A 24,783-nucleotide genomic window follows, 5' to 3' on the forward strand; every position below is an offset into this window, starting at 1 on the left:
TATTGAGTGGCACGAATGCTAGTTGTGAAACAAGCAATGCTGCGTTAAAGATGAGGGCGGGCCCCTCGGCTCGGCATGCAGGTGCCGAAGCCAAACCACCACTAAGTTGCTGTGGTAAAGAGTCACGGTGGCGAGCGTTAGTGGAAAAGGCATCGTAAGAGGTGTCAGGTAAGTGTTAAGAAGACGAGCGAAAGCGAACCGATCGAAGAGGTGTCGAAAGGATTGGACGATGTCAGAACCGGGGATCAATATCTACCTGGGATCAATAAGGAAGTCACCTGTTTACTGGCCTTATGGCATCCGGCATATAGACGGCGTGATCTTAACACAGGCTTTAATGTGGAACGTGCGAACCTGTCGTAGCGATGTTAAGGGAAAACCTCAAGCCGGAGTGCCAGCAAGAGGGAAAGTACCGATGCGCTTCACGGGGGCGGAACTCTTCGTAGTACTGATGAGGCCTCTGTAATGGATGTGGAGGGAAGGGAGCGTATTATTCAAGTTTTAGAAAACATAGAAGGAAACTGCTTAAGGGCAGGAGGTACAGAAATGAAGAAAACAAAACCATTTACAATTGGAAAACTAGAAGTAATGAATGCTTATTTAAAGGTAAAAGCCAATAAAGGCAGCGGAGGTGTGGATCAGATGAGTTTACAAGACTTTGAGCTAGACAAAGCAAACCATCTGTATAAACTGTGGAACCAGATGAGTTCCGGCAGTTACATGCCCTGTGCGGTGAAGTTGGTAGAAATCCCAAAGAAAGGTGGCGGTAAAAGACCGCTGGGCATTCCTACGATAGTAGACCGAGTGGGTCAGACCGTAGTAAAAGACCTGCTGGAAAAGGCCATGGACAAGATCTTCCATGAAGACAGTTACGGCTACCGTCCAAACAAATCAGCCCATCAGGCACTAGAGCAAGCCCGTAAGCGCTGCTGGAAGTTTGATTGGGTGATAGACATGGACATCCGCGGTTACTTTGACAACATTCCGCATGAGTTGCTAATGAAAGCAGTGAGGAAACACACCGACATCAAATGGGTGCTGCTATACATCGAAAGATGGCTGGTTGCTCCATTACAACTGGAGGATGGAACCATAGTGGCAAGAACGAAAGGCGTTCCGCAAGGATCGGTAATCGGGCCACTACTGGCTAACCTCTACCTGCATTACGTGATGGACTTATGGCTAAGCAGGAACCATCCTGACTGCCCGTTTGAACGTTACGCAGATGATAGTGTGATCCATTGCGCAAGTAGGCCAAAGGCCGAAAGGCTATTGCAATTATTAGCAGAAAGAATGCAGGAATGTGGACTGGAAATGCATCCTGAGAAGACCAAGATCGTGTACTGCAAGGACAGTAACAGAAGGCAAAACTCACCCTACGCCGAGTTCGACTTTCTCGGCTATACATTCAGGCCGAGGCAAGCTCAACACAGCGGACGCAAGGAAACTTTCAGTAACTGGCTGCCCGCAGTAAGCAGGAAATCGAAACAATCTATGACTGAGAAGATGAAAAGCTGGACGATACTTCGGGCATCAGATGTACAGATCGAAGACATAGCGAAAGCTATCAATCCTGTTTTGAGAGGCTGGATCAATTACTACGGTAAGTTTTACCGAACAGAATTAAAGGACTTTATGACAAGAGTAAACTTAATGATTGCCCGCTGGGCACGTCGCAAGTACAAGAAGCTCCGAACGAGCTTGCTGAAAGCCATAATGTGGCTTAAAGGACTATCAGTTAGACAACCATCCTTATTCCTACACTGGGAGATCGGAGTAACACCGAGATGATGGCAACTAACAGAGAAATCCAAGTCCAACCTTCGCACGCGGGATGCTTGACACGAAGTCAATGGTTGGATAATAAGAGCCGTATGATGGGAGACCATCACGTACGGATCTATGAGAATCTCAGGCTGAAATGCCTGGGTTTACTTAACAATCTTCAAATTATGAAATGTATATATATGCTATTTTTTGCTGTGTTGCTATTTGTTTCCTGCAAAAAAATGGATGTTTCCCAACCTGAGTTCGAAGTCCAGTTGAGCAAGCTTCAATATAAAGTGGATGATACGGTGAGGTTTAACTTCTCTGGCGAAGTAGAAAATATTGTTTTCTATTCCGGGGAGCGTGGCTTCAGATATGCAAATAAAGATGCGGTGACGATTGAGCGTGGAATTCCACAGCTGCAGTTTACAACTGCGCTTGCGGGAGTAGCACAAGCCAATTCCCTTAAAGTTTTGGTTACCAAAAATCTGCTGGGAAGCACTCCTGAAAATTTAGTGGCTAGCAGTTGGACGGATATCAGTGATCAGGTAACCCTGGCCGTCAATTCCACCAGTACTGTATCAGGAATCGTTGATCTGAGTACATATGCTACAGAAGGTACTCCCTTTGCCTTGGCATTTAAATATGAGGCGGTAATGAAACCCACAGTCGCGCAACCTACCTGGGTTGTCCGTGCTTTTTCTATCAGTAATTTGTTTCCCGACAAGACATCAGTGCCGCTTGTCTCATTAGCTTCTGGACCATGGACATCCTATAACTTTAAAAATCCTGCAGCGGCCTGGGCTGTTTCGGCAACAGAATTAAGAATGAATGGTGGTGCTGCAAACTCGCCAGATAATGAAGATTGGCTGGTTACAGGGCCTTTAAATTTAAAGGCAACAAAAGAAGTTGCTGATTTCGGATTATCAATACAGAATATCGCAGGACGCAGATTAACCAATTATAGTTATGTGTATAAAAACCCTGGTGTTTATAAAGTAACTTTAGTTGGCTTTAACAATAATATTGATGGTAATAAACAAGTTGTCAGGGAATTTGAAATTACAATAACCCAATAAAAAAATTGAGGATGGAATTATTCAAGAAAGCTACGCTCTTTTTGCTCCTGATAGGAGGAGGTCTGGTAAAAGGGCAAGCCCCTAAAAATGATGTCTATGACAATTCTAAGCCAGTAGTGCTACTGCAGCCCTTGGATATGCAAAGGGTTAAGCAAATTGCAGCGATGTTACCGGAAAAACCTTCTGGGTTTGGGGAAACGTATAAAAATCGTAAAGAGTGGGACAGACTATTTAAAACTGGGAAATACGCTAAACTGCTCAAAACTGCCGATAGTTCATTAAAGGAACCGTTTCCGGCCTGGAGCGATTCAGACTATCTCGCTTATTGGACAAAAGGGACATCTGTTCCGGGAAAGAACATGCTTCAAAAGCGATTGTTATGGCTAACACAGTATGTCTTTGCAGAATGCCTTACCGACCAGGGAAAATACACCAAGGCAGCTGAAAATGCAATACTCGAATTGTGCCGTCAGAAATCGTGGGTAAATCCAACCCATGATTATGATAAAGTAAACTTTGAGGGGAAAAAATATCTGGTTGAGCTATCTGCCGTAAGTTATGCCCGGCATATCGCGCAGGCCTTATATTTACTGGCTGACAAGATCGATCCAAAAGTTAAAGCGGAAGCGATCAAAGCCTTGCAGCTGCGGGTCTTCGATCCTGTCTTAAACTCAGTTGAAACCGGCAACAAGGATAATTTCTTTTTAACGAATACCAATAACTTTAATGCGGTTTGTCTTTCCGGAACGGTTGGCGCTGCCGAAACCGTGATTGATGATAAGACTGAAAGGGCTAAATTTATCGCCATTGCAGAGCGCTATCATAAGAATGGCATTCATGGTTTTCTGCCCGATGGCTATTGTACTGAAGGTTTGGGTTATTACAATTATGGTTTTGGGCACTTTGTGCTTTTACGTGAATCGGTATACAAAAGCACCAATGGCAAGATTGACTTGTTTGCAGATCCTAAGGTAAAATTGATTGCAGAATTTCTTCCTAAAACGGTAATTATCCATGATGTTTTTCCTTCAATTGGTGATTGCCGACCATATACTCAACCTTCCGCTTTTATTCTTTATTATGTAAATCGGAATCTTGGAATAGATATTTCAAGCTTTAAGAAAAGTGCTTTTGAAGGACGTACCACAGATCTGGCTGAAAGTATCCTTGCCGTTTTTCCCGAAACAATATCTTCTGCAAAAGTGACCGTAAATACCAAGGGCACTGAACTGAGGTCTTACTTTGACCAGGCGGGGGTACTTACGGTGCGCCCCGGGCAAAACTCAGATCTAGATATGGGCGCTGCCATTAAAGGCGGCAACAATAACGAACACCATAACCACAATGATATTGGCTCGTTCTCTATTGTGATTGGAGATGAAGTATTGATGGGGGATCCTGGGATTATTCCTTATACCTCTAAAACATTTGGGCCAGAAAGGTATACCTATAAGACCATTGCTTCTTATGGGCATCCGGTACCGCTCGTTGCGGGTAAGGAGCAAATACCCGGCGCTGCGGCAAAAGCCAATGTCATCAGTACTAGCTTTAGCGACGACCAGGATAAACTGGTGATGGACATTGCTTCTGCTTACCCGGTAAAGGAATTGAAAAAACTGGAAAGGGAGTTTACCTACAACCGCAAGCCGGGGGAATTTTTGACTGTTAAAGATAATTTCATCTTTGATAGCAATCAAGCCTATGAGACGGCCTTAATAACAAGGGGCAACTGGAAGCAGATCAATCCTCGTCAAATCGAAATTACCGGTAAGAAAGATAAGTTATTAGTTACCATAGAGAGTAAAAATAATTTTGAAATTAAAAGCGAAGAGTTATCTGAAGGGGCTAAGCCTTATACCCGACTAGCGATCCGGCTAATCAACTCAGTTAAGGAGGGGACAATTTCGATGACCTTTAAACCAATCAGATAAATTGTGACTATGCTGATTCTTACAACCTGGTTATGAAAAATCCATATCTGTTATTCGTTATCGTCTTTCTGCTATGGAGTAACTCCGCAAAACCAGCTGTTGTGAATTCAACTTCAAACGGGGGAAACTGGAATGCCCCATCGAGTTGGGCCGGAGGAATTGTACCCTTAAGTACCGATAGCGTAAAAATCGTTGCCGGAAGTACCATAACCATAAACCTGAGCGGGAGCGTCACAGTAAAAAGCCTTGAGATTACAGGAACATTAAATTTTGCTTCCGGATCGGGAGTACTGCTGATCAACGGCTACCTGCTCATTAACAGCGGTGGAAAACTGGATGCTTTTAACGGCACAACCGGCAAAAGTGTAACTGTAAACGGGCATTTGACCAATAACGGATCTATTGAATTTTCAAGGACCGGAAGCATCCTGAAACTCGGGAGTGCGGCTGCTCAAACCAGCATCAGCGGTTCAGGAAATTTTAACATTATCCGTCAGTTAACCATAGACAATACAAGTGGTGTTGTTCTAAACGCCGCGGTCAGTATATCGAATACGCTTCTGCTCAATGACGGCACCTTTACCAATGGTACCAATTTAACACTGAACAATACAGTCGTAGGAAATGGCACAGCATCTGCCCAATGTATCATCCAGCGGTCCCAGACTGCAGCACTTGCCAGCACTTACACCCTTGGTGCAACAGCATCGCTTTATCTCGCCTATGTACACAACCCCTTAATAAGCCCGGCAAGCATTTCAGAGGGAAATGAAATGCCTGTATCCAGGTCCTTATTCCGGATAACCATCAACAATCCCGCCGGACTCCTGCTCAATGACAATGTAACTTTACGTTCCTCCAGTTCTGCATTGGTACTGACTTCAGGTGTCATCAATTTGCCAGCGGGTAAAACCATCATTTGTAACCATGTGAACAATACGAATACTGCTGGTAACGCAACCAGCTACATAAATGGGGGACTGGCGATGGCCGTCGGAACAACAGCAACCACAAGGGTATTCCCTGTGGGGGCTAACGGTCAAAACAGGAAAGTGACTCTAACAGGTCTCTCCGCTTTATCGGGCACATTAATCGTCAGGTTTGCCGTAGGTGCGCCGGGCAGCCCTCTAACCGGATCTGGTCTTACTGCACTTTCAAACCAAAGGGTATGGGAAGGGAGTGTGTTCAGTGGCACAATCAACAACTTCACAAAAATAACGATTGACACTCAACCAGATGATTCCATCCCTGGATCGGCAGTTGACGCGAGAATAGCCAAATCAGCATCATTAAATGGAACCTATAACAGTCTCGGAGCAGGTTCAAACACATTCACAAGTATAAACTCCCCAGTAAGCAGCTATACCACCCTGGGCTGGTTTGCCCTGGGCGCACTGTTGCCAGTCAGCAGTACCTATTATGTTGCCGCAGACGGCAGTGACATTGCCGACGGGAAAACAACGGCAACTGCCTGGAAAACCCTGAACAAAGTAAATGCCCAGGTTTTCAATACAGGAGACTCCATTCTGTTCAGAAGAGGAGATACCTTTAACGGTAAATTACTGATCAAGTATACCGCTAATCTTTATATTGATGCTTATGGAACAGGAGCAAAACCTGTCATCAGTGGTTCGGCGCCTATAAGTACCGCCTGGACACTTTACGGAGGGAATATTTGGCAAACTACATTTAGCCCTGCAGCCCCGGCTGAAATAAGGTCGCTGATAAAAGGAAACGACTTGCTCCCCATTAGCCGTTACCCTAATCCTGACGTAAATCACGGATATTTAAACTTCGAATCCTTTTCCGGAAATACACAGATCACAGATAATGAACTTTCAGGCACACCAAACTGGACCGGCGCTGAATTCGTTTTAAGGTCGTACCCTTTCCGGCTGATCCGCAGTATGGTAACCGCGCATAGTGGAACTACGATAACCTTTCCTGATCCGGTTGACATCGGCATTAAAAACGGTTTTGGCTACTTTTTTGTAAACGACCTGAAAGCCATAGACCAGGAAGGGGAATGGGCATATAAACCATCAACTGGTACAATTTATGTATATGCCACTTCCGACCCAAACCTGAACAGTTATTCGTATGCCAGGGAAGATATAGTCATACAGGCCGACACGGTCAATCAGCTTAGGCTCAAAAACCTGGACATTCAATATGCTGGCAAACTGGCCTTACTGCTAAACAAAACGACTGGCGCAATGATAGACGCTGTAGACATTTCCTATTCCGGTGGCGACGGAATTATACTAGGCAACAGCAGCCGGGCAAGCATACAAAATTCCAGCATATCCCATGTGAACTGGAGCGGAATCTATAGCCAGGCAAATAGCGACCAGATTACCATCAGCCATAACGAGATCACCAACATCGGAAACGCGGCCTACGGGAAGGGGAAAACTTTCGCAGGCATAGACTGTAATTCCGCCAACTCTACCGTTTCCTATAATAAAGTAGCGAAAACAGGCTATTCAGGGATCATCTCTGCTGGGGTCAACAACCTCATCCAGAGAAATGTAATCGACAGTGTTGTACTGTTGCTAAACGATAACGGTGGGATTTATACCAATGACAATATCAATAAGACCAACGGAACTATAATTGAAGAAAACATCATTACAAACAGTATTGGTGAGTATCTGGGCGCTCCTGTAGCGAGCCTGTCCAGCGGTATATATCTGGATAACTTATCTGAAGGGGTTACTGTGAGGAACAATACTGTCGCTTATGTGAACGGCTATGGCCTTTACGGACATTTATTGCAAGGGGGTAATAAATTTTACGAAAATACCTCTTTCCAGAGTGCCCTTTCGGAAATGCGACTCCATGTTCCTACCGTGGTGCCAGAGACTGAAGTCCGGGGAAATATATTGGTGACCAATGATCCTGCAGTTACACACAATGTACTATTGGGCAACTGTCCTGACCATACCTATGCTGAAATTGGTACGTTCAAAGATAATTACGTGGTCAATCCATTTAATGACAAAACCATTCGCTTTAATTATAAAGAAGGTAGCAGCAGTCCAAATATCCGCTACAATTCAGTATATGAATGGGAAGCCGCCGCTTCGCAAATCAGTGGTACAGTCGCTTCGCCTTTAAAATATCCATCCGGGACTATACCCTCAGACGTCATTAAGTTTTACTGCAACCCGACTTCTACAAATCAAAGTTTCAGCTTACCGACAGGTTCGTTTATTGATGTTAAAAACCAGGCTTACTGCGGAACTTTAACTTTAACACCCTATAGTTCGGTCATACTTCTAAAAGCCAGTTCTGTTAACTGTGTTAGCCCTGACTCCTGCGGCGTACCGACGAATGTAGTGGTTACCGCTACTTCCGATACCACAGCAACGCTTAGTTGGAATGCTGCTGCAACTGCTATCAATTATGATGTGCGCTATAAAGGCACGGGGGAGGCCGATTGGAAATACTACCATAACATTTTTGGCACCTCGGCTTTGCTGATCAATCTGGATCCGGAAAAAACTTACGAGTATCAGGTAAGGCGCAGCTGTTACGGAACAGAAAGCGATTGGGTTTTGTTGGAAGACACTACTGCGACTACCGCGGCATCAGTGAAACAAATTCAGGCTAGCGATTTAAAAAGCAAGCCTGCTCCTGTACCGAAGGTAAACCTGACAGCCTATCCCAATCCTTTTAAAAATCAAACAACAGTAGCTTTCAACCTGCCTTTAGACCAGGAAAAAGTGACTTTAAATGTTTACAACATAATGGGAAACAGGGTGCAAGGACTATTTGAAGGCAAAGTAAAAGGGCAGCAGTCCCACATTTTTGAGTTTGACAGAAAACTCCTTCCAGCAGGAGTCTATTTTGTACGACTTATTACCTCACAAAATACAAAACATATTAAAATAGTAATTACAGATTAATTACAGGAAAATAAATGGAAAGATCAGAAAATAACCGAAATCACACATTTTATATCGCATTGGCCATGTCATTATTTCTGATGACCATATGCAGCAAGATCTTCGCTCAAACCTATCAGCCTGAATGGCAATCGCTGGATAAAAGAGAAACTCCGGGCTGGTGGACTGATGCTAAATTTGGCATATTTATTCACTGGGGCCTTTACTCTGTACCTGCCTATGCACCGGTTAATGAAGTTAAAGGAGTTTATGAAAAATATGCCGAACATTATGAGAACAGGTTGATACAGGGCAATAAATTATTTACTGCACATCACCGGAAGTTTTATGGTGAAGGGTTTAAATACAGTGATTTCGCAGCAATGTTTAAGGCGGAATATTTTAATCCTAATGAATGGGCTGAGCTTTTCGTTAAATCAGGGGCAAAATATGTGGTACTGACTTCCAAACACCACGATGGATTTTGTTTATGGCCTAGTGCCGAAAGCAATAAATGGAACAGTGTTGATGTTGGGCCGCGTCGTGATATTGCAGGTGAGCTTACTGAGGCCGTTAAAGCTAAGGGATTAAAGATGGGATTCTATTATTCCCTGCTAGAATGGACTAATCCACTTTATAAACCTCAGACTGTTGATAACTATGTGGATAACCATATGTTGCCTCAGATGAAAGATCTGGTTAACCGCTATAAGCCAGAGGTGATCTTTGCCGATGGGGAATGGGATTATGAATCCGGAAAACTTAAAAGCACTAAGTTTTTGTCCTGGTTATATAATGAATCTGCAGTAAAAAAGACAGTTGTGGTTAATGACCGCTGGGGAAAAGAAACACGTAGTAAGCATGGAGGCTATTATACAACTGAATATGACCTGGTGCATGATGCGAAAGGAATAGGAGAAAAAGCTGAGCATCCATGGGAGGAGAGCCGTGGAATCGGAACTTCCTATGGCTTTAACCGATTTGAAACCTTAGATCATTATTATACAAGTAAACAGTTGATCGATTTGCTGATCGATAAAGTGAGTAACGGAGGCAATCTTTTGCTCAATATTGGACCTGATGCCAATGGACTTATTCCGGTAATTATGCAGGAGCGGTTGTTGGACATGGGCAGCTGGTTGAAGGTGAATGGAGAAGCCATATATGGGACTTCTTCATGGGCCAGGAGACCTCAGCATAGTAAGGAACAAACTGTTTTTTACACTCAAAAAGGAAAAGATCTTTATGTGATCTGTAAAAAATGGCCACAGACTGATCTGATCATCGGCGCGGTTAAAAAAGCAGGTAAAGTGACTTTATTGGGCTCCAAAGCTTCCCTGAAAGCGGTTATTACTGGAGATCAATTAAGCATACAAGTACCCACTTTAAATCCAGACACAATGCCATGCGAATACGCATGGGTTTTTAAAGTAGAGAATTTTAATTAGCCTATTGTCAATGTATATGAGATATAAAATAATTCTGACTCTTGGACTGATTATCCAGACCCTAAACGGATTTACTCAAGAGGCCAATAAACCACTTTTCCCTAATGGGAGTAAGGTTTGCTTTGTCGGTAACAGCATCACCAATAACGGCGAATATTACAATGATCTGTGGATGTACTATGCCACACGGTTCCCGAATGAAAAAATCCATTTTTTCAATTGTGGCATTTCCGGCGATGTAGCTGGCGGAATCTTAAAGAGGATGGATAAGGATATCCTCATCCACGAGCCTACTCATGCTGTGATGATGATCGGCATGAACGATGTGAAGCGGGATCTTTATGGAAAGAAAGATGTTAACGAGGAATTGAAGCAAAAGGCATTGACGGATTATAACAATAATACAGATGCGGCAGTAAGCATTTTAAAAAAACGTGTAGGAAATGTGATTCTGCTTAAACCTTCAGTTTATGATCAGACAGCAGTTCTAGAGACACCTAATCTGTATGGCGTTAATGATGCTTTACAACGTTGTGCTGAACAAATGCATTCCCTTTCGGAAAAATATCAAACTGGTTTGGTAGACTTCCAGACTGTTTTGCTCCGTATCAATAAAGAAGAACAGGCAAAAGATCCTGCGTTTACCATTATCGGTAAAGATAGGGTACATCCATTGTCCGTAGGTCATTTTGTAATGGCTTACCAGTTTTTAAAGGATACAAAAGCCCCTCAATATGTCTCGAAACTGGTAATTGGGAACGACTTGGCTGCCTCGCAAAAGGCTAGCTTTAATGCAGAAATAAAAAAGCAATCCAATAAAAATAAGGTGCTGACTTTCGAATGTCTTGAAAAGAGTCTGCCATGTCCGGTCAAAGAATCTGCAAAAAAGGCTCTTAAATGGCTGCCCTTTAATGACGAATTCAATATTTCATTGCTGCAGGTAAAAAGTTTAGAACGGGGAGACTACAATCTTTTTATTGACGATGTTTTAATTGCCTCCTTTACTGATGAAGCATTTTCTACCGGAATTAATCTTTCGCTATATCAAAATACACCCCAATATCAGCAGTCCATAAAAGTGATGGATGCTTGTGTAAAATATAGGGATACAGAATCAGCGATTCGTAATCTTCGCTTTGTTGAATTTAATCAGCTTTCCGGCCTCAAAGACCAATCAGATCTGACTCTAGTGGAGCAATATCTGAATAAAAGACTAGAATCTTTGAAGGATGGGGGACATTATGAATATTATCAAAAGCAGTTTAAAAACTACATTTTAAAAAAGAATGAGGAAGGGGAAGTCTTGAAAAAATTACCTGTGCTCGCTGCGGCTATTTACGAAGTAAACCAGCCAAAGCCCCACGTTTTTAAAATTGAGAAAAAGCCCTAGACCAATACGATTGAAGATGGAAAGAAGGAAATTTATAAAAGATTTGGCGGCCTTTGCTGCGCTTCCTATTGCTGCACCGCTTATGGGGGCTATCAGTAGTGGTACCATTAAACCTAATGCCAAAATCTTATTACGCTCATCATGGCAAACGGTAAATATCGGCGATATAGGCCACACTTTTGGGAATATGGAGCTGTTTAACACCTATCTGCCCGGGGCAGAGGTCACGCTTTGGCCAAATAATCTGGAGAATGGAGTGGATGAGTTGCTCAAGAAGAGTTTTAGTCAATTAAAACTTGCTCCTGGAAAAATTGATGCCGCTGGTAAACCTACTACCCCGGAACTGAGGCAGGCGTTTGAAACATGCGACATTATGGTGCATGGCTCGGGCCCTTGGATTGTAGTCCCTCAAGACCTGGCTGCATGGCATAAACAAACTGCTAAGCCTTTTGGCATGTACGGAATTTCGCTGGTGGATGGTGATGCGGCATCTATAGATTTAATCAACAAGGCTTCCTTTATATATTGCAGAGATACCGCTTCGTTGGACTATCTAAAGTCTTTAAAATCAAAATGCCCGGTAACAGAGTTTGCCCCGGATGCAACTTTTGCGATTAATCTTAGAAATGATCAGCTTGCAACTGATTATCTGAATAGGGTAGGTCTGAAAAAAGGAGAATTTATCTGTGTGATTCCCCGACTTCGGTATACCCCATACTGGAAAATGAAGGGGACGAAGCCAACGGAAGAGGATGAAAAGAAATATATGATTTCACAGTATTATAATGAGATGGATCATGTAAAACTTCGTGAGGTCATGATCAGATGGGTGCGGGAAACCGGATTAAAGATTTTAGCTTGTCCTGAAGTCATTTACCAGGTAGGGCTAGCCAAAGAAATATTGGTAGATCCACTTCCTGAAGATGTGAAGAAACAGGTAGTGTGGCGAGATACTTACTGGATTCCCGACGAAGCACAATCGGTTTATGGCCAGGCCAGAGCACTGATCAGTTTCGAAATGCATTCGCCAATCATTGCCTTTTCATCAAATGTTCCTGCAATTCACCTTAGACAGCCAACGGATACCCGAAAGGGGCAGATGTGGGCAGACATTGGTTTGGCAGAATGGCTTTTTGAAATTGATTTTACCAGTGGGAACCAGATTGGTGATGCACTGATGGAAATTCATGGAGATTATCCCAAAGCATTAAAGAAGTTGGCGAAGGCAAAGGAGTTTGTAACAAAGAGACAAAAAGACTCAATCCATAAAATTATAGATTCTATTTGAAAATTTAAAAGGTGACATTAGGCAGGATGGATAGTTTCTTTTTAAAAGAGTCTTCTTTTGGGTTAACCAACTGAGGCATCCATACCTTGTAAAAAGAACGCTTCTGCCCGTTTCCTGCCGACGCATAATCACAAAGAGATACGGATATAGGCGCCTTGGGATACTCTGTATAGGATTCAGGAATAAAGTTGGCCTCAAACGTCATAAAATACCCTCCAGGACGGCTAGCTGATCTTGTAAGCGCTATGTAGCCGTCCTTACCAATAACGGGTTTTAAAACGGATTCGACACCCTCTTCTTCAAGTCTGGCATCTCTGGTCAAAACAATAGGGCCAGTCATAATAGCAAAACTTTTCGGGAAGCTATCGCTTTCTATAACACGACCGCGCATATCCAATTTTAAAGAAATCTGGTCTCCTGATTTCCAAATGCGCTTAATTTTAGCCAATTGGCCAAATTGCGAACTATCAATATTTTCGCCATTTATAGCTAAAGTAGTTCTTTTACTCCATTTTGGTATGCGAATAGTGATTTCAAATGCCTCAGGTTTAATCATCTCAAGACTTATGTGAGTCTGTCCGGATTGAGGGTAATCCGTACGCTGTAAGATCGTTACCTTTTGGTTGGTTGGACTTTTTGCATTGTATATGCCTTCAGCAAAGTAATTGATCTGTAGCCCCTCATTCCGCTCCGTTACAATATAGGCTGGTAAGTTAAATAATCCTCTGGGTCCGCTGGCTTCACAGCAGTTCAATCCCATTCCACATTGTTCACTCCCTGGTAGCCGTTGCCCATTCAATGGTGTGTACTTTGCCCAAACTGCAGCATCGGCACTCATGGCACCTAATAAGGCATTATAATAGGTTTTCTCTGCTTCATCGGCATATTTGGATTCTCCAGTTAGCCGGAGTAATTGATGAGTTAATTTGAGCCAGGTTACCGTAACACAAGTTTCCTGGTAATGATTAATTGGGAAACTTTGTGCTGCCTTACCTCCAAACCACATTTCTGTTGAGGCGCCTGAACCGGCAATATTAATTTCAGTTTTACGGATATTCTCCCAGGTATTTTCCACCGCATATTTATAAGTAACATCTCCTGTCAACCGGTAAAGTTCCAGAAGCCCTTCATAGCACGACATCATCTCATAGGCCTTTTGTCCCTGCTCAAAACTATACCAACTCTTTGGTTTTGAAAACCGTTCACTTACATCTATCTGAGATTTACTTAATAACTGAGGACCTTGCGCTGTCTCCCATTGTCTGACAATCTCTTTTGCAAAATCCAGATACTTTTTATCATTGGTGTACTTATACAACATACAAATGGGTTCGAGTACCGAAGAGGCAGCCATTCCCCTGTAATTGCCCTGTGTAACGATTACTCCTCCTTGTCGATTCAGCTCAGCAATCAGATAGTCTGCTAGACGCACAGCCCCAATAAGCACCTTTTTATTTTTAGTAAGGTCATAATAAGCGAGCAAGCCTAGCATACAATATTTCTGGCCCCAAATATCCCATTGTTGCAGTCGCTTGTCCTTCGCGTAATTTCCAATATAGCCATCTGGACTTTGCGTGGCTAATAAGCTTTCTGCAGCGTATTCAAGTGTCTTTTTTAGCCTGTTGTCGGCTTTATATTTATAGGCCAGAACTGCCGACGTAAACCATTTACCCCAAAACTCGCTTTGCCATAACCTGCTTTCCTTTCTGTTTTCAAGCTTAAATGGCTCAATTAGTCGATCTACATCTTGTGCCAGAATGCGGTTATTTATAGATTCATCTAATTTATGAGCCAGATAACCACTCATATTTACTTTTTCCGTTAAGCGTAAAACGTCTTTGACGGGGAAGTTATTTTGAGCTTGTGCTGAAAGCGTTATTTTGAAGAATATCAAAGCAAAAACTAAGCAGGTAATTTTCATTTTCGGGGTATACATCGTGCTATGCTCACAATTATCTATCATATTTAGTATCCGGTATTCTGAGTAATCTTATCAGGATTAGTATCAATTTGCTGTTGAGGAATTGGGAATACAGTATTATGATCATCTATCTGAACAAGCACTCCTTGATTTTTTATTTCATTCTTCAAAAAGTAAGCATTCATTACCGGGATAAGACGATTAGTCCTTACCAAATCAAAAAAATGTAATCCTTCGAAGGCAAATTCAATTCTCCTTTCCTTTTCTATTGCAGTGCGCAAGTCTTGTTGGTTAATTGTTAATAGTTTAGGAGGTAAGTTTGTTCTGACAGTAGTTCGTACTTTATTTAAGTATATAACCCCATCGCCAGTTGCTCCAGTTTCGTTTTGACATTCCGCATACATTAAAAGAATATCGGAATACCTAAGAACCGGAAAATCTACACTGGTGTCGAATCCTTGAATTATACCCTGGTCTAAAAACTTTCTTACATGAGGTCTGCTGGTTATTGTGGTTCCTACTGTTATAGTTAAGGCCATTGTGCTGTTCTTCCGGGCATCACCGGGTTCAAATTCGTTATATAAATCAGTCGTTGGGACATTATACCCTGCACCACCAATTGGTTGTACGAAATTTCCAGTAGGTGCAAAATAGGCATGAGCGGCATTGCCTTGACTTGGAGATAAGCCCCTGGTATATTGAATTGCAAAAATGATTTCCTTATTATTTCCATTATTATATCTAAATACATCTGAATAGTTGGGTAGAAATCCGTAAAGAGAAGTGGTTTTGTCAATTATATCTTTAAGATAAGGTTTTGCATCACTAAACTTCCGCTGAAACATAAGAACCCGTGCCAGTAAACCTTCAGCAGCCCATTTCGTTGCTCTACCTATATCAGCAGCGGCGTAAGTAGGAGGGAGCAAATCAAAGGCCTCTTTTAAGTCAGTTTCAATTTGCTCATATATTTTTATTTTAGGTGCTCGCCCATATTCATAGGTTTCTTCTGGAGTTTGCAACTCTTTAGTAATTAATGGAACATCACCAAATGTAGTTACTAAGGAATAATAGAAATAGGCACGTAAAAATTTAACCTCACCCTTCAATCTGTTTTTTACAGCTTGATCTCCAAAAGCTACAGGATCAATTCGGCTAAGGACAATGTTGGCCCGACTAATGCCCTTATATAAGGCTGTCCAACGTGTATTTAAGACTCCAGCAGATGTAGTTCCGACCGGTATAACATTAAATAAGTCAAAGTCGCAATGGCCTACAAGGCAGCTGGCCGCATCTGCAAAGGAATCGTCTGTCGGGATATCTCCCACAATGTAATCAGAAGAGCTAGCTGTTTGCAAACTCGAATAAGTAGCATTAACGGCATTGGTTATGTCTTGAACTGTTTTATAAAAATCATTTGTCGAACCTGAGGTAATTGGGTTTAATTCAATAAAATTTTTCCCACAGCCTAAGGAAAACAAACAGCATATTGTGATTAAAGATAAAGTCTTTTTCATAATGTAATTATCGAAATGTTAAAATGATAAATTAGCCCCAAAGATAAATGAGCGATTGAGTGGGTATGATCCATAATCGATCCCTATACTGGTAACACTTTCGCCAAATTGATTAACTTCAGGATTGTATCCAATGTACTTAGTGAATGTAACCAGATTTTGTCCGGTTGCATAAATTCTAACGCTTCTAAAACCGAACTTTTTAAGTAATTCGGGCTTTACAGTATACCCAAGTGATACATTTCTTATCCGAAGATAACTGCCGTCATATAAGTAACGTTGAATATTGGAAGGAACCAGACCAATTGACGGTGTCGTTCCCGCTCTTGGATAATTTCCATTGCCGGGATCCGAAGGAGATTTCCATCGATTTAGAATTGCTCCTTCAAGTTGATTTTGCGCAAGGCTTTGTGTCCCGATAAAGCGTGACCCTAAAAAATAAATGTCACCCCCTTGAACGCCCTGGATTTGAATACTTAAATCAAAAGCCTTGTAAGAAAAATCATTGGTGATGCCATAAGAAAAGTCAGGTGTTGGATTACCTAAAATCACCCTATCAGCGTCTGTTATTACACCATCGCGATTAGTATCAACAAACTTAGTATCCCCAGGACCTGATGCTGATGTGAATTTCTGATCAGGATGCGCAGCAACATCATTTTGATCTTTGAAAATGCCATCTGTTTTATAGCCATAAAAAACGGCAAATGGTTGGCCAACCTGGATAAGCTGAGTAACCGTATTTTCCCTTGTAGTTAAAATGGGTTCATTTTTATCTCCTAGTTTTAATACTTTATTTCTGTTAATAGATAGGTTTAAATTTGTGTTCCACTTAAATTTATTAACCAAATTTTGGGTCCGTACTTCAAACTCTATTCCTTTATTTTCGATATTACCAATGTTTCCTAGATATTGATTGAAACCTGAAAGACCTGGTATTGGGCGATTGTATAGTAAGTCTTTGGTTAGTCTCCTATAAAGATCGGCCACAAAATACAACCTGTTTTTAAACAAGCCAATTTCCAGACCCATGCCCAATTGCCTGTTTGTTTCCCAGGTTAAGTTATCATTTTGAAAATTATTTATTGCGTATCCGGGAGCAATGGCTCCGTCGCCAGCTCCAAAGTTATAATTTGCCCTTGTTAGAAGACTTTGCCAACCATAGTTTCCAATACTAAAGTTACCAGTTGAGCCATAGCTTGACCTTATTTTTAACTCTGAAATAACCGGAATCTTTTTCATGAACTTTTCTTCAGAAACACGCCATCCAAATGATACAGAGGGAAATGTTCCCCACTTCTTGTTAGATGCAAACCGACTTGCACCATCTGTTCTGATAGATGTTGCTAACAGGTATTTCTTTTTATAATCATAATTAATACGAGCCAGATAACTTAACAGTGTCCATTGTTGAACTCCATAAGTGCCATTGATTACTGCAGCACCCTGAACATTTTGAATTAAATCGTTATCAAAACGTCCACTTTGTCCGGTAAGATTTAGCGAGTTGCTACTACTTTTCTGAACGGAGTACACACCGGTGAGATTAATATTATGTCCTCCTTTAAATGCCTTGGTATAGTTTACTTGATTTTCCCAACTAAAATTATAGCCGTAACTGCTTGAACCTGTACTAGCAATGTTAACAATGTTGGGGTCTTTTCTATCAGGTGTTAAAACTGCCGTCGAGCTTGTACTTACAGTAGAAGGTCTATAAAATGTTGCTCCATTGATACGATAATCACCACCAAAACTAAGTCTATAAGTTAGATTTTTAAAGGGCTTAAAATTTAAGAAACTAATGCCCTGCACACGAAATATGCTTCTATTATTTACGTAATTGGGGTCATCCAATGGCTGTAAAGGTGAAACAATTGCCGAATTACCCGGAGCAAAAATATTGCTTTGTAGCGTCATTCCATAAGTGCCGTCAGGATACCTTGCTGGCACAGTTGGTGGCATCATTAATGCAGCTAAAATTGTGGCGCCATCTCCTAAAGAACCATTAAAATGCCCATCAGTTCCCCTCAGGTTTTCAAGGCTATAACTTGGTGTGATATTTAGCCCTATTTCTAAATAGTTATTTAATTTTGAGTTGAAGTTTGCCCTCATATTGTATTTACTAATATCAGTTGACTTTATTATACCTTGTTGTGTAAAATAATTTCCAGAGATATAATAGTTAAACTTATCACTACCACCCTGTGCGCCAAGCTGAAAATTAGAGATGGGAGCTGATCTCATTATTTCACTTTGCCAATCGGTGTTAGGAAAATTCTCGGGGTGGTCATATTCTACTAAATATCGATATGCAGTGGGTCTGGAGGCATTAGGAATATTGGGGTCACCACCACTTTGTATCCAGCTACTTTGGTACCCTTCAATTTGATATTTAATGTATTCATCTTTGTCAAGCACTTTTATTCTTTTTGATGCAGAATTAATACCAGTATAGGTTGAAAAATCAAATTTTGCCTGCCCAGCCTTTCCTTTTTTTGTTGTGATAATAACAACACCATTACCTCCTCTTGAACCATAAATTGCTGCCGCAGCGGCATCTTTCAGCACGTCAATTGTCGCAATATCATTGGGATTTAAAGAATTAATATCGCTTGCATCTTCTAATGGTAACCCATCTATTACGTAAAGAGGCGCGTTGCTTGCATTAATGGAGCCAGAACCTCTGATCCTAATTGTAGGATTATCGCCTGGTCTACCTGATCCTTGTCTTACTTCAACACCAGACATCTGACCTGCCATTGTGTTTAGGACATTCCCTGTAACTTGTTTTTCAATTTGATTGGATGACATAGATGAGACCGAGTTACTCACATCTGATTTTCGTTGTGTTCCATATCCCACAACGACCACTTCATTCAATGCATTGTTCGTTTTGACCAATTCAACATTAATGTTTTTTGAGGTATTAACACTTATCTCAACCGTTTGATAGCCCATTGAACTAAACGTAATTACTCCGGCCTCGTCGGTAACAATGTTATAAAAACCATTAGCACCTGTAGTGGTGGTGCTACTACTATTCTTCACTTTAACAGTAACCCCAGGTATACCCGAATGATCATCTTTGTCCATCACGGTTCCAATAATTTTGATCTTGGAACTTTGGGTACCGGTAATTGTCTTACTGTTTGTTTCTTGGTTTTTTTTTAAAATGATCAATCGATCATTTAGCGTCCAGCTGATATCTTTACCTTGTAATATCGTTGATAATGCAACCTTAAGGTCTGTTTTAGAAAAGTTGACCTTTATTTTGTCCTGGTCATTTATTAAACGGTTATTATAAAATACCGTATAACCTGTCTGCTTTTTAATGGCATTAAAAATATCCAGAAGGCTAACACTTGCACCAGACATTGTTAGCTTTCCCAGTTCCTGTGCTTGTACCTTTGAAATGGATAAGCTAAGCAGACAAGTAAACAGCGTAACAATAAATAGAAATTTCTTCATAATTCAATTCAGTTTATAGTATTTGGTTATCTATAAGACTGATTAATTAGTATGATGGGTGAATCAATTTCTAAGAGAATTGAACTTAAACTGTAATTAGTAAGAAATATGAACGGTATTGTTCTTGATTTTTGCTTTTATTTCGGAAGAAGTTTCGAGGCTATTTAAAAACAATTCAATAGGTTTATTTTTAAAAATAACACCAGATAATTTAAAATTTGAAATTTCCCGTTGCTCAAAAAATACTTTAACACCGTACCATCGCTTTAAAATTTCGCTTATATCTGTTAATGATAAATTGTTAAAATATGCTTCGCCATCCATCCAACCCAGTACCTGTTGCTGGTTAAATAATTGATCATTAAAACCCTCATCTGTTAAAATAACCTGATGACCTGGGTTAAGAATATGGTTTTTCTCTTTAGCTTGCAAAGATACTTTGCCTTCTAATAAGGAAACAACCATGGACTTTGGATGATAGGTATTTACATTGAATGTTGTTCCCAGAACCCGTATTTTGGAATTGGGAGTATGGACAATAAAGGGGCAATTTTTATTCTTAGCTACTTTAAAGAAACCTTCCCCCTCCAAATAAACCTCTCTAAATTCTTTTGCGAAAATTGTTGGAAATTTAAGTGTGGAAACTGAATTTAGCCATACTTCTGTTCCATCGGCCAATGTAATTTTATAATCGAATTTAGCGGGGACAGATAAGGTCATCCAGTCCATTGCCTGATTTTGAGTTCTGCTATAGGATAAGGCCTTGTTATTATTTAAAATCTCTATATCTCCAATATTTATGACTTGTTTATTACCAGTCAAGCTTATGGTTTCCCCTGTTGAAATACTTAGTCTTACCTTATCCTGATTAATTGACGAAGCGAGATGTGCTTTAGCAATATGCTCAGCCGATTTAAAATTATGCAAGACAACAAATCCAATAATAACTAAAATTGCGGCTGCTGAAATTATTTTTGCAATACTAATTTTAAAAATTGATTTCTTTGCGTTCAATTTTTCACTTACGATGAGCCATTCTTTTTCACTATCTACATTATCTATATAAGTTTTTGCTCTTGTCGTTCCAAATTTTTGCTTTAAAGATTCCCATTCCTTTTGAACTTCAGGATCATTATCGAGCATCCGATTTAACCGCAGATCATCCTCAGGACTAATCATCCCTGTAATCTTGTCAATCAATAAATCTAAAATATGCTCCTTACTACTTTCCATTTATCTAAAACTTTGTAACTTAATCCTTAGCACTTTAACAGCGAGTTTTAGATGTGTTTTTAACGAATTTACCGTAATACCCATTTCTGTTGCGGCCTCTTTGTATGGCTTGCCTTGCATATAAACTAAATCAAATGCGTGCAAACGCTGGCTGGGAAGCTCGTTAATACATGTCGTCATTCCCCTGTTTAATTCGTTACGTTCCATATAATCCTCTGCAATTTGTTCTTCAAAATTTAAATGATAGATATCCTGAAGCTTCCTTTTTGTGCTATTTTTTGAAATTTTACTTAAGCATTTGTTTCTTACTGCAATTCTCAAATAAGATTTAATGGATAAGTTAATGTTCAAATAAAGCTTTTTGTCCCAAATCTCTATAAACAAGACCTGAACAATGTCGTCAGATTCCATTTCATCTCCCAATAAATTGAAAGCCTCAGTACATAGAAATTTATGATATTTTAAAAATATCTGCTGATATGCAGCCATACTGCCACGATTAAGCTCGCTTAGTAATACATCATCATCGCTCACATGATCATATATTAATTTGTTCTGACTAATAATTTGAGTTAATCGTTTCAAAAAATTGCAAGCTTACTATTTGGTTATATAAAAATACAATATTAGTTTCTGTTTTATCAAGGAAACCAGTCTATCTATTATAAGAAAGACTGGTTTTCTTTGTACATGGGTGAATGGAAAAAAAAATAATTTTAATTAATTATTCTTTGAGGATTAAATCACCTTGTGATTTGGCATAGAAATAGAATGTTCCGCTCGTACTGTTGATTGGAGTTGCAAGTAATTTATTGCCCGATATTGAAAATGAAAAAGAAGGATAGCTAGCACCTGCACCTGTTAAAAGGCCTAAGCTGGAAATTACAGTAACCAATGGACTTGAGCCTGAACTGGCTTTATTTACCAAGAGGTAATAAGTAGATGTATTTGCATTAGAAAATGCGGCATTCTTTACTGTAATTAAAATTGTACCACTAAAAGTTAGCGGTGAAAAGCCTGCATCCAATATTCCTAATAAATCCACAGCACTAGCACCGCTGGTTACGATCGTTTTATTTACATAGGCATCAGCTGCAAAGGTCCCCCATTCGTCATACTTTGAAACTACGCCATTTTTATAAATGCTTTTTAAATTGACAATATTGTTATACTTGTTTTTTTCTGAAAGCTTATTAAATGAATTACCTGCTTTGATAATATAGTGATCTATCAAAGCAAGATTCTGGGTTCCAAAATAATTTGTAAATGTATTGGTATAATTGATATTGTTTCCCGAAACGTTAATTGTACCGTACGTAGTACTATCAATTTCCACAACATTTCCAGAAAAGTTGTCAATTATATTTCCAGTAATATTGATAATTTGATCGGTAAGGGTCCCAGCAGCTCTAATTACGCTATAAACACCTTTTTGGCCCGTCCAGGCAAAGTTATTACCTGATACATTTAGCGCCTTACAATTTTCAACATAAATTGATTCTTCTCCGGATTCAAAGAAATTATTATTGGATACGATTATCCAATCTGATTGTTTATCTATTCTGAGATGATATTTTTTGTTTACTCTTCTCGCTGCATCCGAAGGAAAGAATAAGACATTGTTAATGTATTTTAACCCATCTATCCCGTTACAATATACCGCTGTTATCAATGTATTGTTGGATACATTTCCTGAAAAAGTGCAATCACTTGTGGCCATCCATGTGGCAGTAGAAAGCCTGTCTACATAAAAACAATAGTTAACATCATTAAAAATGTTTCCGTTACTAATCTCAATCATAGCATTAGCGTGAGTTGCTGTAATTTCCGGTTTAACATAAATGGATTTATCACATCCATTAAAAACATTCCCAGTTATCAATAGTTTCCTACAATTCTTAATCTGAATGGCGTTTCCGGCAAGCGTAAATGTTAAACCACTTATAGTAGATGTGTAAGTGCGTAAAGTGTCATCCCCAATGTTAATTGTACCTAATAAATTAGCTTTATACCCCATAATACTTACATCAGTTTTTGAAAGGGTAACCGCTGCAAACTTATAAGTCCCTTTTTCAAACATTACGGTTTGAAATTTTTGAGCTCGGTTAAAGCAATTTTGGATTGCTGCACCATCATCAGTAACCCCATCACCCTTGGCCCCAAACCAATTCACACTAATTGCTCCGGTAAAAATTCGCTTCCATCTGTTCCCATCAGCGTCTACTAAAACGGTTCCTGTATTATCGGCTGATGTATGATCTGATAGATCTTTGTACCAATTACCAGTTCCATAATCTGTTGATGATGCATGTTTATAGGGCTTTCCGCTAATGTTTCTGATTTGGTTTATTGTTCCGGTAAAAGCGGCAAGTGAATCTGTTTGTGCCTTTGCCATTACCACAAATAACATTAACGTTATTGTAATTAAAAGTTTTCTCATTGTATTTGATTTGGTTAGAATTAAAAGATGTTAACTATGTTTATATATCTAAAGGACTCATTTTTAACAACAAAGGGTTAAGCCGTAGTCATTTTTTTAATTTCCTCAACCATTCACCCAAATGCTTTCTCTTTCGGTCTTAATGTTAACAACACTAATTCCGAAAAAATGAAATATCAACCGATCAACTCATTCTTTAAAACTTTACTCGCATTAACAATACTAATATCCTTACCGCAGATAGGTTTCCCCCAAAAACTAAATTATGTTCCTAAAAAAAAGGTGCTGAATGCAATAAATAGAAACATTGAAGATGCTACTATTCAATATAAAATTTTGAAGAACACCATTCCTAAAAATAAATTGCCACGAACTTTTGAGAATGGGAAGCTTATTACGAGCAATTCTGATTGGTGGTGTAGCGGGTTTTACCCGGGGACGTTATTTTACCTCTTTGAACTGACAAAGGACACTGTTTTGAAAATAGAAGGATTAAGAAATCTAATCCTGTTGGAGAAAGAACAATACAACAAGGGAACGCATGACCTGGGATTTATGATTAACAATAGTTTTGGAATCGCGAATCAACTATTCCCAAATAAATCATATCAAAATATATTAATTACCAGTGCTCAATCACTGGCAAGTCGATTCGACGCTAAAGTAGGTTGTATACGGTCCTGGAATAATAAAAAACCTGGAGACTTTTTAGTGATCATAGACAATATGATGAATCTAGAACTTCTATTTAATGCAACTAAACTTTCAGGAGATTCGACTTATTATAAAATTGCGGTTAAGCATGCAAATACAACCATGAATAATCATTTTAGGTTGGATTATAGTTCCTATCATGTGCTCGAATACAATACTGAAACAGGAAAGCCAATGTTAAAAAGAACGGATCAAGGATTCGGCAATGAATCTGCATGGGCAAGAGGTCAGGCATGGGGCTTATACGGCTTTACCATGATGTATGCAGAGACTAAAAATAAAAAATACCTCGATTTTGCGAATCGGATTGCTAGCTTCATTATTACTAATCCTAATTTACCGGCTGATCAGATTCCGTATTGGGATTTTGATGCTCCTAAAAGTCCACAGACTTATCGCGATGCTTCAGCAGCAGCAATTATTGCCTCTGCATTAATCGAGTTAGCTAATTTTAACAAGCCCAGTTTGGCCACAAAGTATCTAACCGTTGCCGAAAAAATCATCCTTCAGTTGTCAACTTCTCAATACAAAAATATAAACGGACAAAATGGAGGATTCCTTTTAAAGCATAGTGTGGGCAGTTTGCCCCATAATTCTGAAGTAGATGTACCATTAACTTATGCTGACTACTATTATGTAGAAGCAATGAGAAGATATTTAAACCTTCAATAATTTTAATTCTTAATATTTTAATATGAAA

The 24,783-nt window shown here is 39.9% G+C and carries 15 protein-coding genes; 9 read left to right on the forward strand and 6 right to left on the reverse strand.

The genetic code is table 11. The annotated features are described in order from the left end of the window. Positions 1-210: 210 nt before the first annotated feature. From BLS35_RS27695 to BLS35_RS08405, 8 genes are all read left to right on the forward strand, one after another. The gene (locus BLS35_RS27695; RefSeq protein WP_175459582.1) at positions 211-363 is read left to right on the forward strand and encodes a hypothetical protein; all 153 of its coding nucleotides are present in this window, start codon (positions 211-213) and stop codon (positions 361-363) included. A 183-nt stretch (positions 364-546) separates the two neighbouring features. After that, positions 547-1,791, forward strand: a complete 1,245-nt coding sequence (gene ltrA / locus BLS35_RS08375; protein WP_217634945.1) for a group II intron reverse transcriptase/maturase — start codon at positions 547-549, stop codon at positions 1,789-1,791. Positions 1,792-1,952: 161 nt separating this feature from the next. Beyond that, positions 1,953-2,846, forward strand: a complete 894-nt coding sequence (locus BLS35_RS08380) for a DUF5017 domain-containing protein (protein ID WP_165973285.1) — start codon at positions 1,953-1,955, stop codon at positions 2,844-2,846. 11 nt (positions 2,847-2,857) lie between these two features. Then, positions 2,858-4,777: a heparinase II/III family protein gene (locus BLS35_RS08385; RefSeq protein WP_090779789.1), complete on the forward strand. Its 1,920-nt coding sequence runs from the start codon at positions 2,858-2,860 to the stop codon at positions 4,775-4,777. Between the two features lie 32 nt (positions 4,778-4,809). Then, the gene (locus tag BLS35_RS08390; RefSeq protein WP_090779792.1) at positions 4,810-8,688 is read left to right on the forward strand and encodes a T9SS type A sorting domain-containing protein; all 3,879 of its coding nucleotides are present in this window, start codon (positions 4,810-4,812) and stop codon (positions 8,686-8,688) included. Between the two features lie 14 nt (positions 8,689-8,702). Then, positions 8,703-10,115, forward strand: coding sequence for an alpha-L-fucosidase (locus tag BLS35_RS08395; RefSeq protein ID WP_207909098.1), 1,413 nt, complete (start codon positions 8,703-8,705; stop codon positions 10,113-10,115). A 16-nt stretch (positions 10,116-10,131) separates the two neighbouring features. Then, positions 10,132-11,505, forward strand: a complete 1,374-nt coding sequence (locus BLS35_RS08400) for an SGNH/GDSL hydrolase family protein (RefSeq protein WP_165973284.1) — start codon at positions 10,132-10,134, stop codon at positions 11,503-11,505. 16 nt (positions 11,506-11,521) lie between these two features. Continuing rightward, the gene (locus tag BLS35_RS08405; RefSeq protein ID WP_090779797.1) at positions 11,522-12,793 is read left to right on the forward strand and encodes a polysaccharide pyruvyl transferase family protein; all 1,272 of its coding nucleotides are present in this window, start codon (positions 11,522-11,524) and stop codon (positions 12,791-12,793) included. Positions 12,794-12,797: 4 nt separating this feature from the next. Here the strand turns inward: BLS35_RS08405 and BLS35_RS08410 are convergent, their stop codons facing one another. The 6 genes from BLS35_RS08410 to BLS35_RS08435 all read right to left on the reverse strand — a co-directional run bounded on the left by BLS35_RS08410 (position 12,798) and on the right by BLS35_RS08435 (position 23,369). Next, positions 12,798-14,756 (reverse strand): glycoside hydrolase family 127 protein, encoded by a 1,959-nt coding sequence (locus BLS35_RS08410; protein ID WP_207909097.1) that lies wholly within the window; start codon positions 14,754-14,756, stop codon positions 12,798-12,800. Between the two features lie 2 nt (positions 14,757-14,758). After that, a complete protein-coding gene (locus BLS35_RS08415) occupies positions 14,759-16,228 on the reverse strand; it encodes a RagB/SusD family nutrient uptake outer membrane protein (protein ID WP_090779799.1) in 1,470 nt (489 codons plus the stop codon). 18 nt (positions 16,229-16,246) lie between these two features. After that, entirely contained in the window at positions 16,247-19,696 is a 3,450-nt protein-coding gene (locus BLS35_RS08420; RefSeq protein WP_090779801.1) for a SusC/RagA family TonB-linked outer membrane protein, read from the reverse strand. Between the two features lie 96 nt (positions 19,697-19,792). Continuing rightward, positions 19,793-20,929 carry a FecR family protein gene (locus tag BLS35_RS08425; RefSeq protein ID WP_090779804.1) on the reverse strand — a complete coding sequence of 379 codons (1,137 nt, stop codon included), beginning with the start codon at positions 20,927-20,929 and terminating at the stop codon, positions 19,793-19,795. Beyond that, positions 20,930-21,514, reverse strand: a complete 585-nt coding sequence (locus tag BLS35_RS08430; RefSeq protein ID WP_090779806.1) for a sigma-70 family RNA polymerase sigma factor — start codon at positions 21,512-21,514, stop codon at positions 20,930-20,932. It lies immediately after the preceding gene. Positions 21,515-21,653: 139 nt separating this feature from the next. Next, positions 21,654-23,369, reverse strand: coding sequence for a glycosyl hydrolase family 28-related protein (locus BLS35_RS08435; RefSeq protein ID WP_090779808.1), 1,716 nt, complete (start codon positions 23,367-23,369; stop codon positions 21,654-21,656). 168 nt (positions 23,370-23,537) lie between these two features. On the opposite strand from BLS35_RS08435, the gene BLS35_RS08440 reads away from it, so the two are divergent. Continuing rightward, on the forward strand, positions 23,538-24,755 hold the full coding sequence (locus tag BLS35_RS08440) for a glycoside hydrolase family 88 protein (protein ID WP_090779810.1): 1,218 nt from the start codon (positions 23,538-23,540) through the stop codon (positions 24,753-24,755). Positions 24,756-24,783 lie beyond the last annotated feature (28 nt).

Source organism: Pedobacter sp. ok626 (genome assembly GCF_900100435.1).
In the GTDB taxonomy this organism is placed as follows: domain Bacteria; phylum Bacteroidota; class Bacteroidia; order Sphingobacteriales; family Sphingobacteriaceae; genus Pedobacter.

What these genes read in the sequence shown, in the direction of transcription:
- ltrA (WP_217634945.1), top strand. Translation starts at nt 547, where the DNA reads ATGAAGAAAACAAAACCATTTACAATTGGAAAACTAGAAGTAATGAAT.
- BLS35_RS08380 (WP_165973285.1), top strand. Translation starts at nt 1,953, where the DNA reads ATGAAATGTATATATATGCTATTTTTTGCTGTGTTGCTATTTGTTTCC.
- BLS35_RS08385 (WP_090779789.1), top strand. Translation starts at nt 2,858, where the DNA reads ATGGAATTATTCAAGAAAGCTACGCTCTTTTTGCTCCTGATAGGAGGA.
- BLS35_RS08390 (WP_090779792.1), top strand. Translation starts at nt 4,810, where the DNA reads ATGAAAAATCCATATCTGTTATTCGTTATCGTCTTTCTGCTATGGAGT.
- BLS35_RS08395 (WP_207909098.1), top strand. Translation starts at nt 8,703, where the DNA reads ATGGAAAGATCAGAAAATAACCGAAATCACACATTTTATATCGCATTG.
- BLS35_RS08400 (WP_165973284.1), top strand. Translation starts at nt 10,132, where the DNA reads ATGAGATATAAAATAATTCTGACTCTTGGACTGATTATCCAGACCCTA.
- BLS35_RS08405 (WP_090779797.1), top strand. Translation starts at nt 11,522, where the DNA reads ATGGAAAGAAGGAAATTTATAAAAGATTTGGCGGCCTTTGCTGCGCTT.
- BLS35_RS08410 (WP_207909097.1), bottom strand. Translation starts at nt 14,756, where the DNA reads ATGATAGATAATTGTGAGCATAGCACGATGTATACCCCGAAAATGAAA.
- BLS35_RS08415 (WP_090779799.1), bottom strand. Translation starts at nt 16,228, where the DNA reads ATGAAAAAGACTTTATCTTTAATCACAATATGCTGTTTGTTTTCCTTA.
- BLS35_RS08420 (WP_090779801.1), bottom strand. Translation starts at nt 19,696, where the DNA reads ATGAAGAAATTTCTATTTATTGTTACGCTGTTTACTTGTCTGCTTAGC.
- BLS35_RS08425 (WP_090779804.1), bottom strand. Translation starts at nt 20,929, where the DNA reads ATGGAAAGTAGTAAGGAGCATATTTTAGATTTATTGATTGACAAGATT.
- BLS35_RS08435 (WP_090779808.1), bottom strand. Translation starts at nt 23,369, where the DNA reads ATGAGAAAACTTTTAATTACAATAACGTTAATGTTATTTGTGGTAATG.
- BLS35_RS08440 (WP_090779810.1), top strand. Translation starts at nt 23,538, where the DNA reads ATGAAATATCAACCGATCAACTCATTCTTTAAAACTTTACTCGCATTA.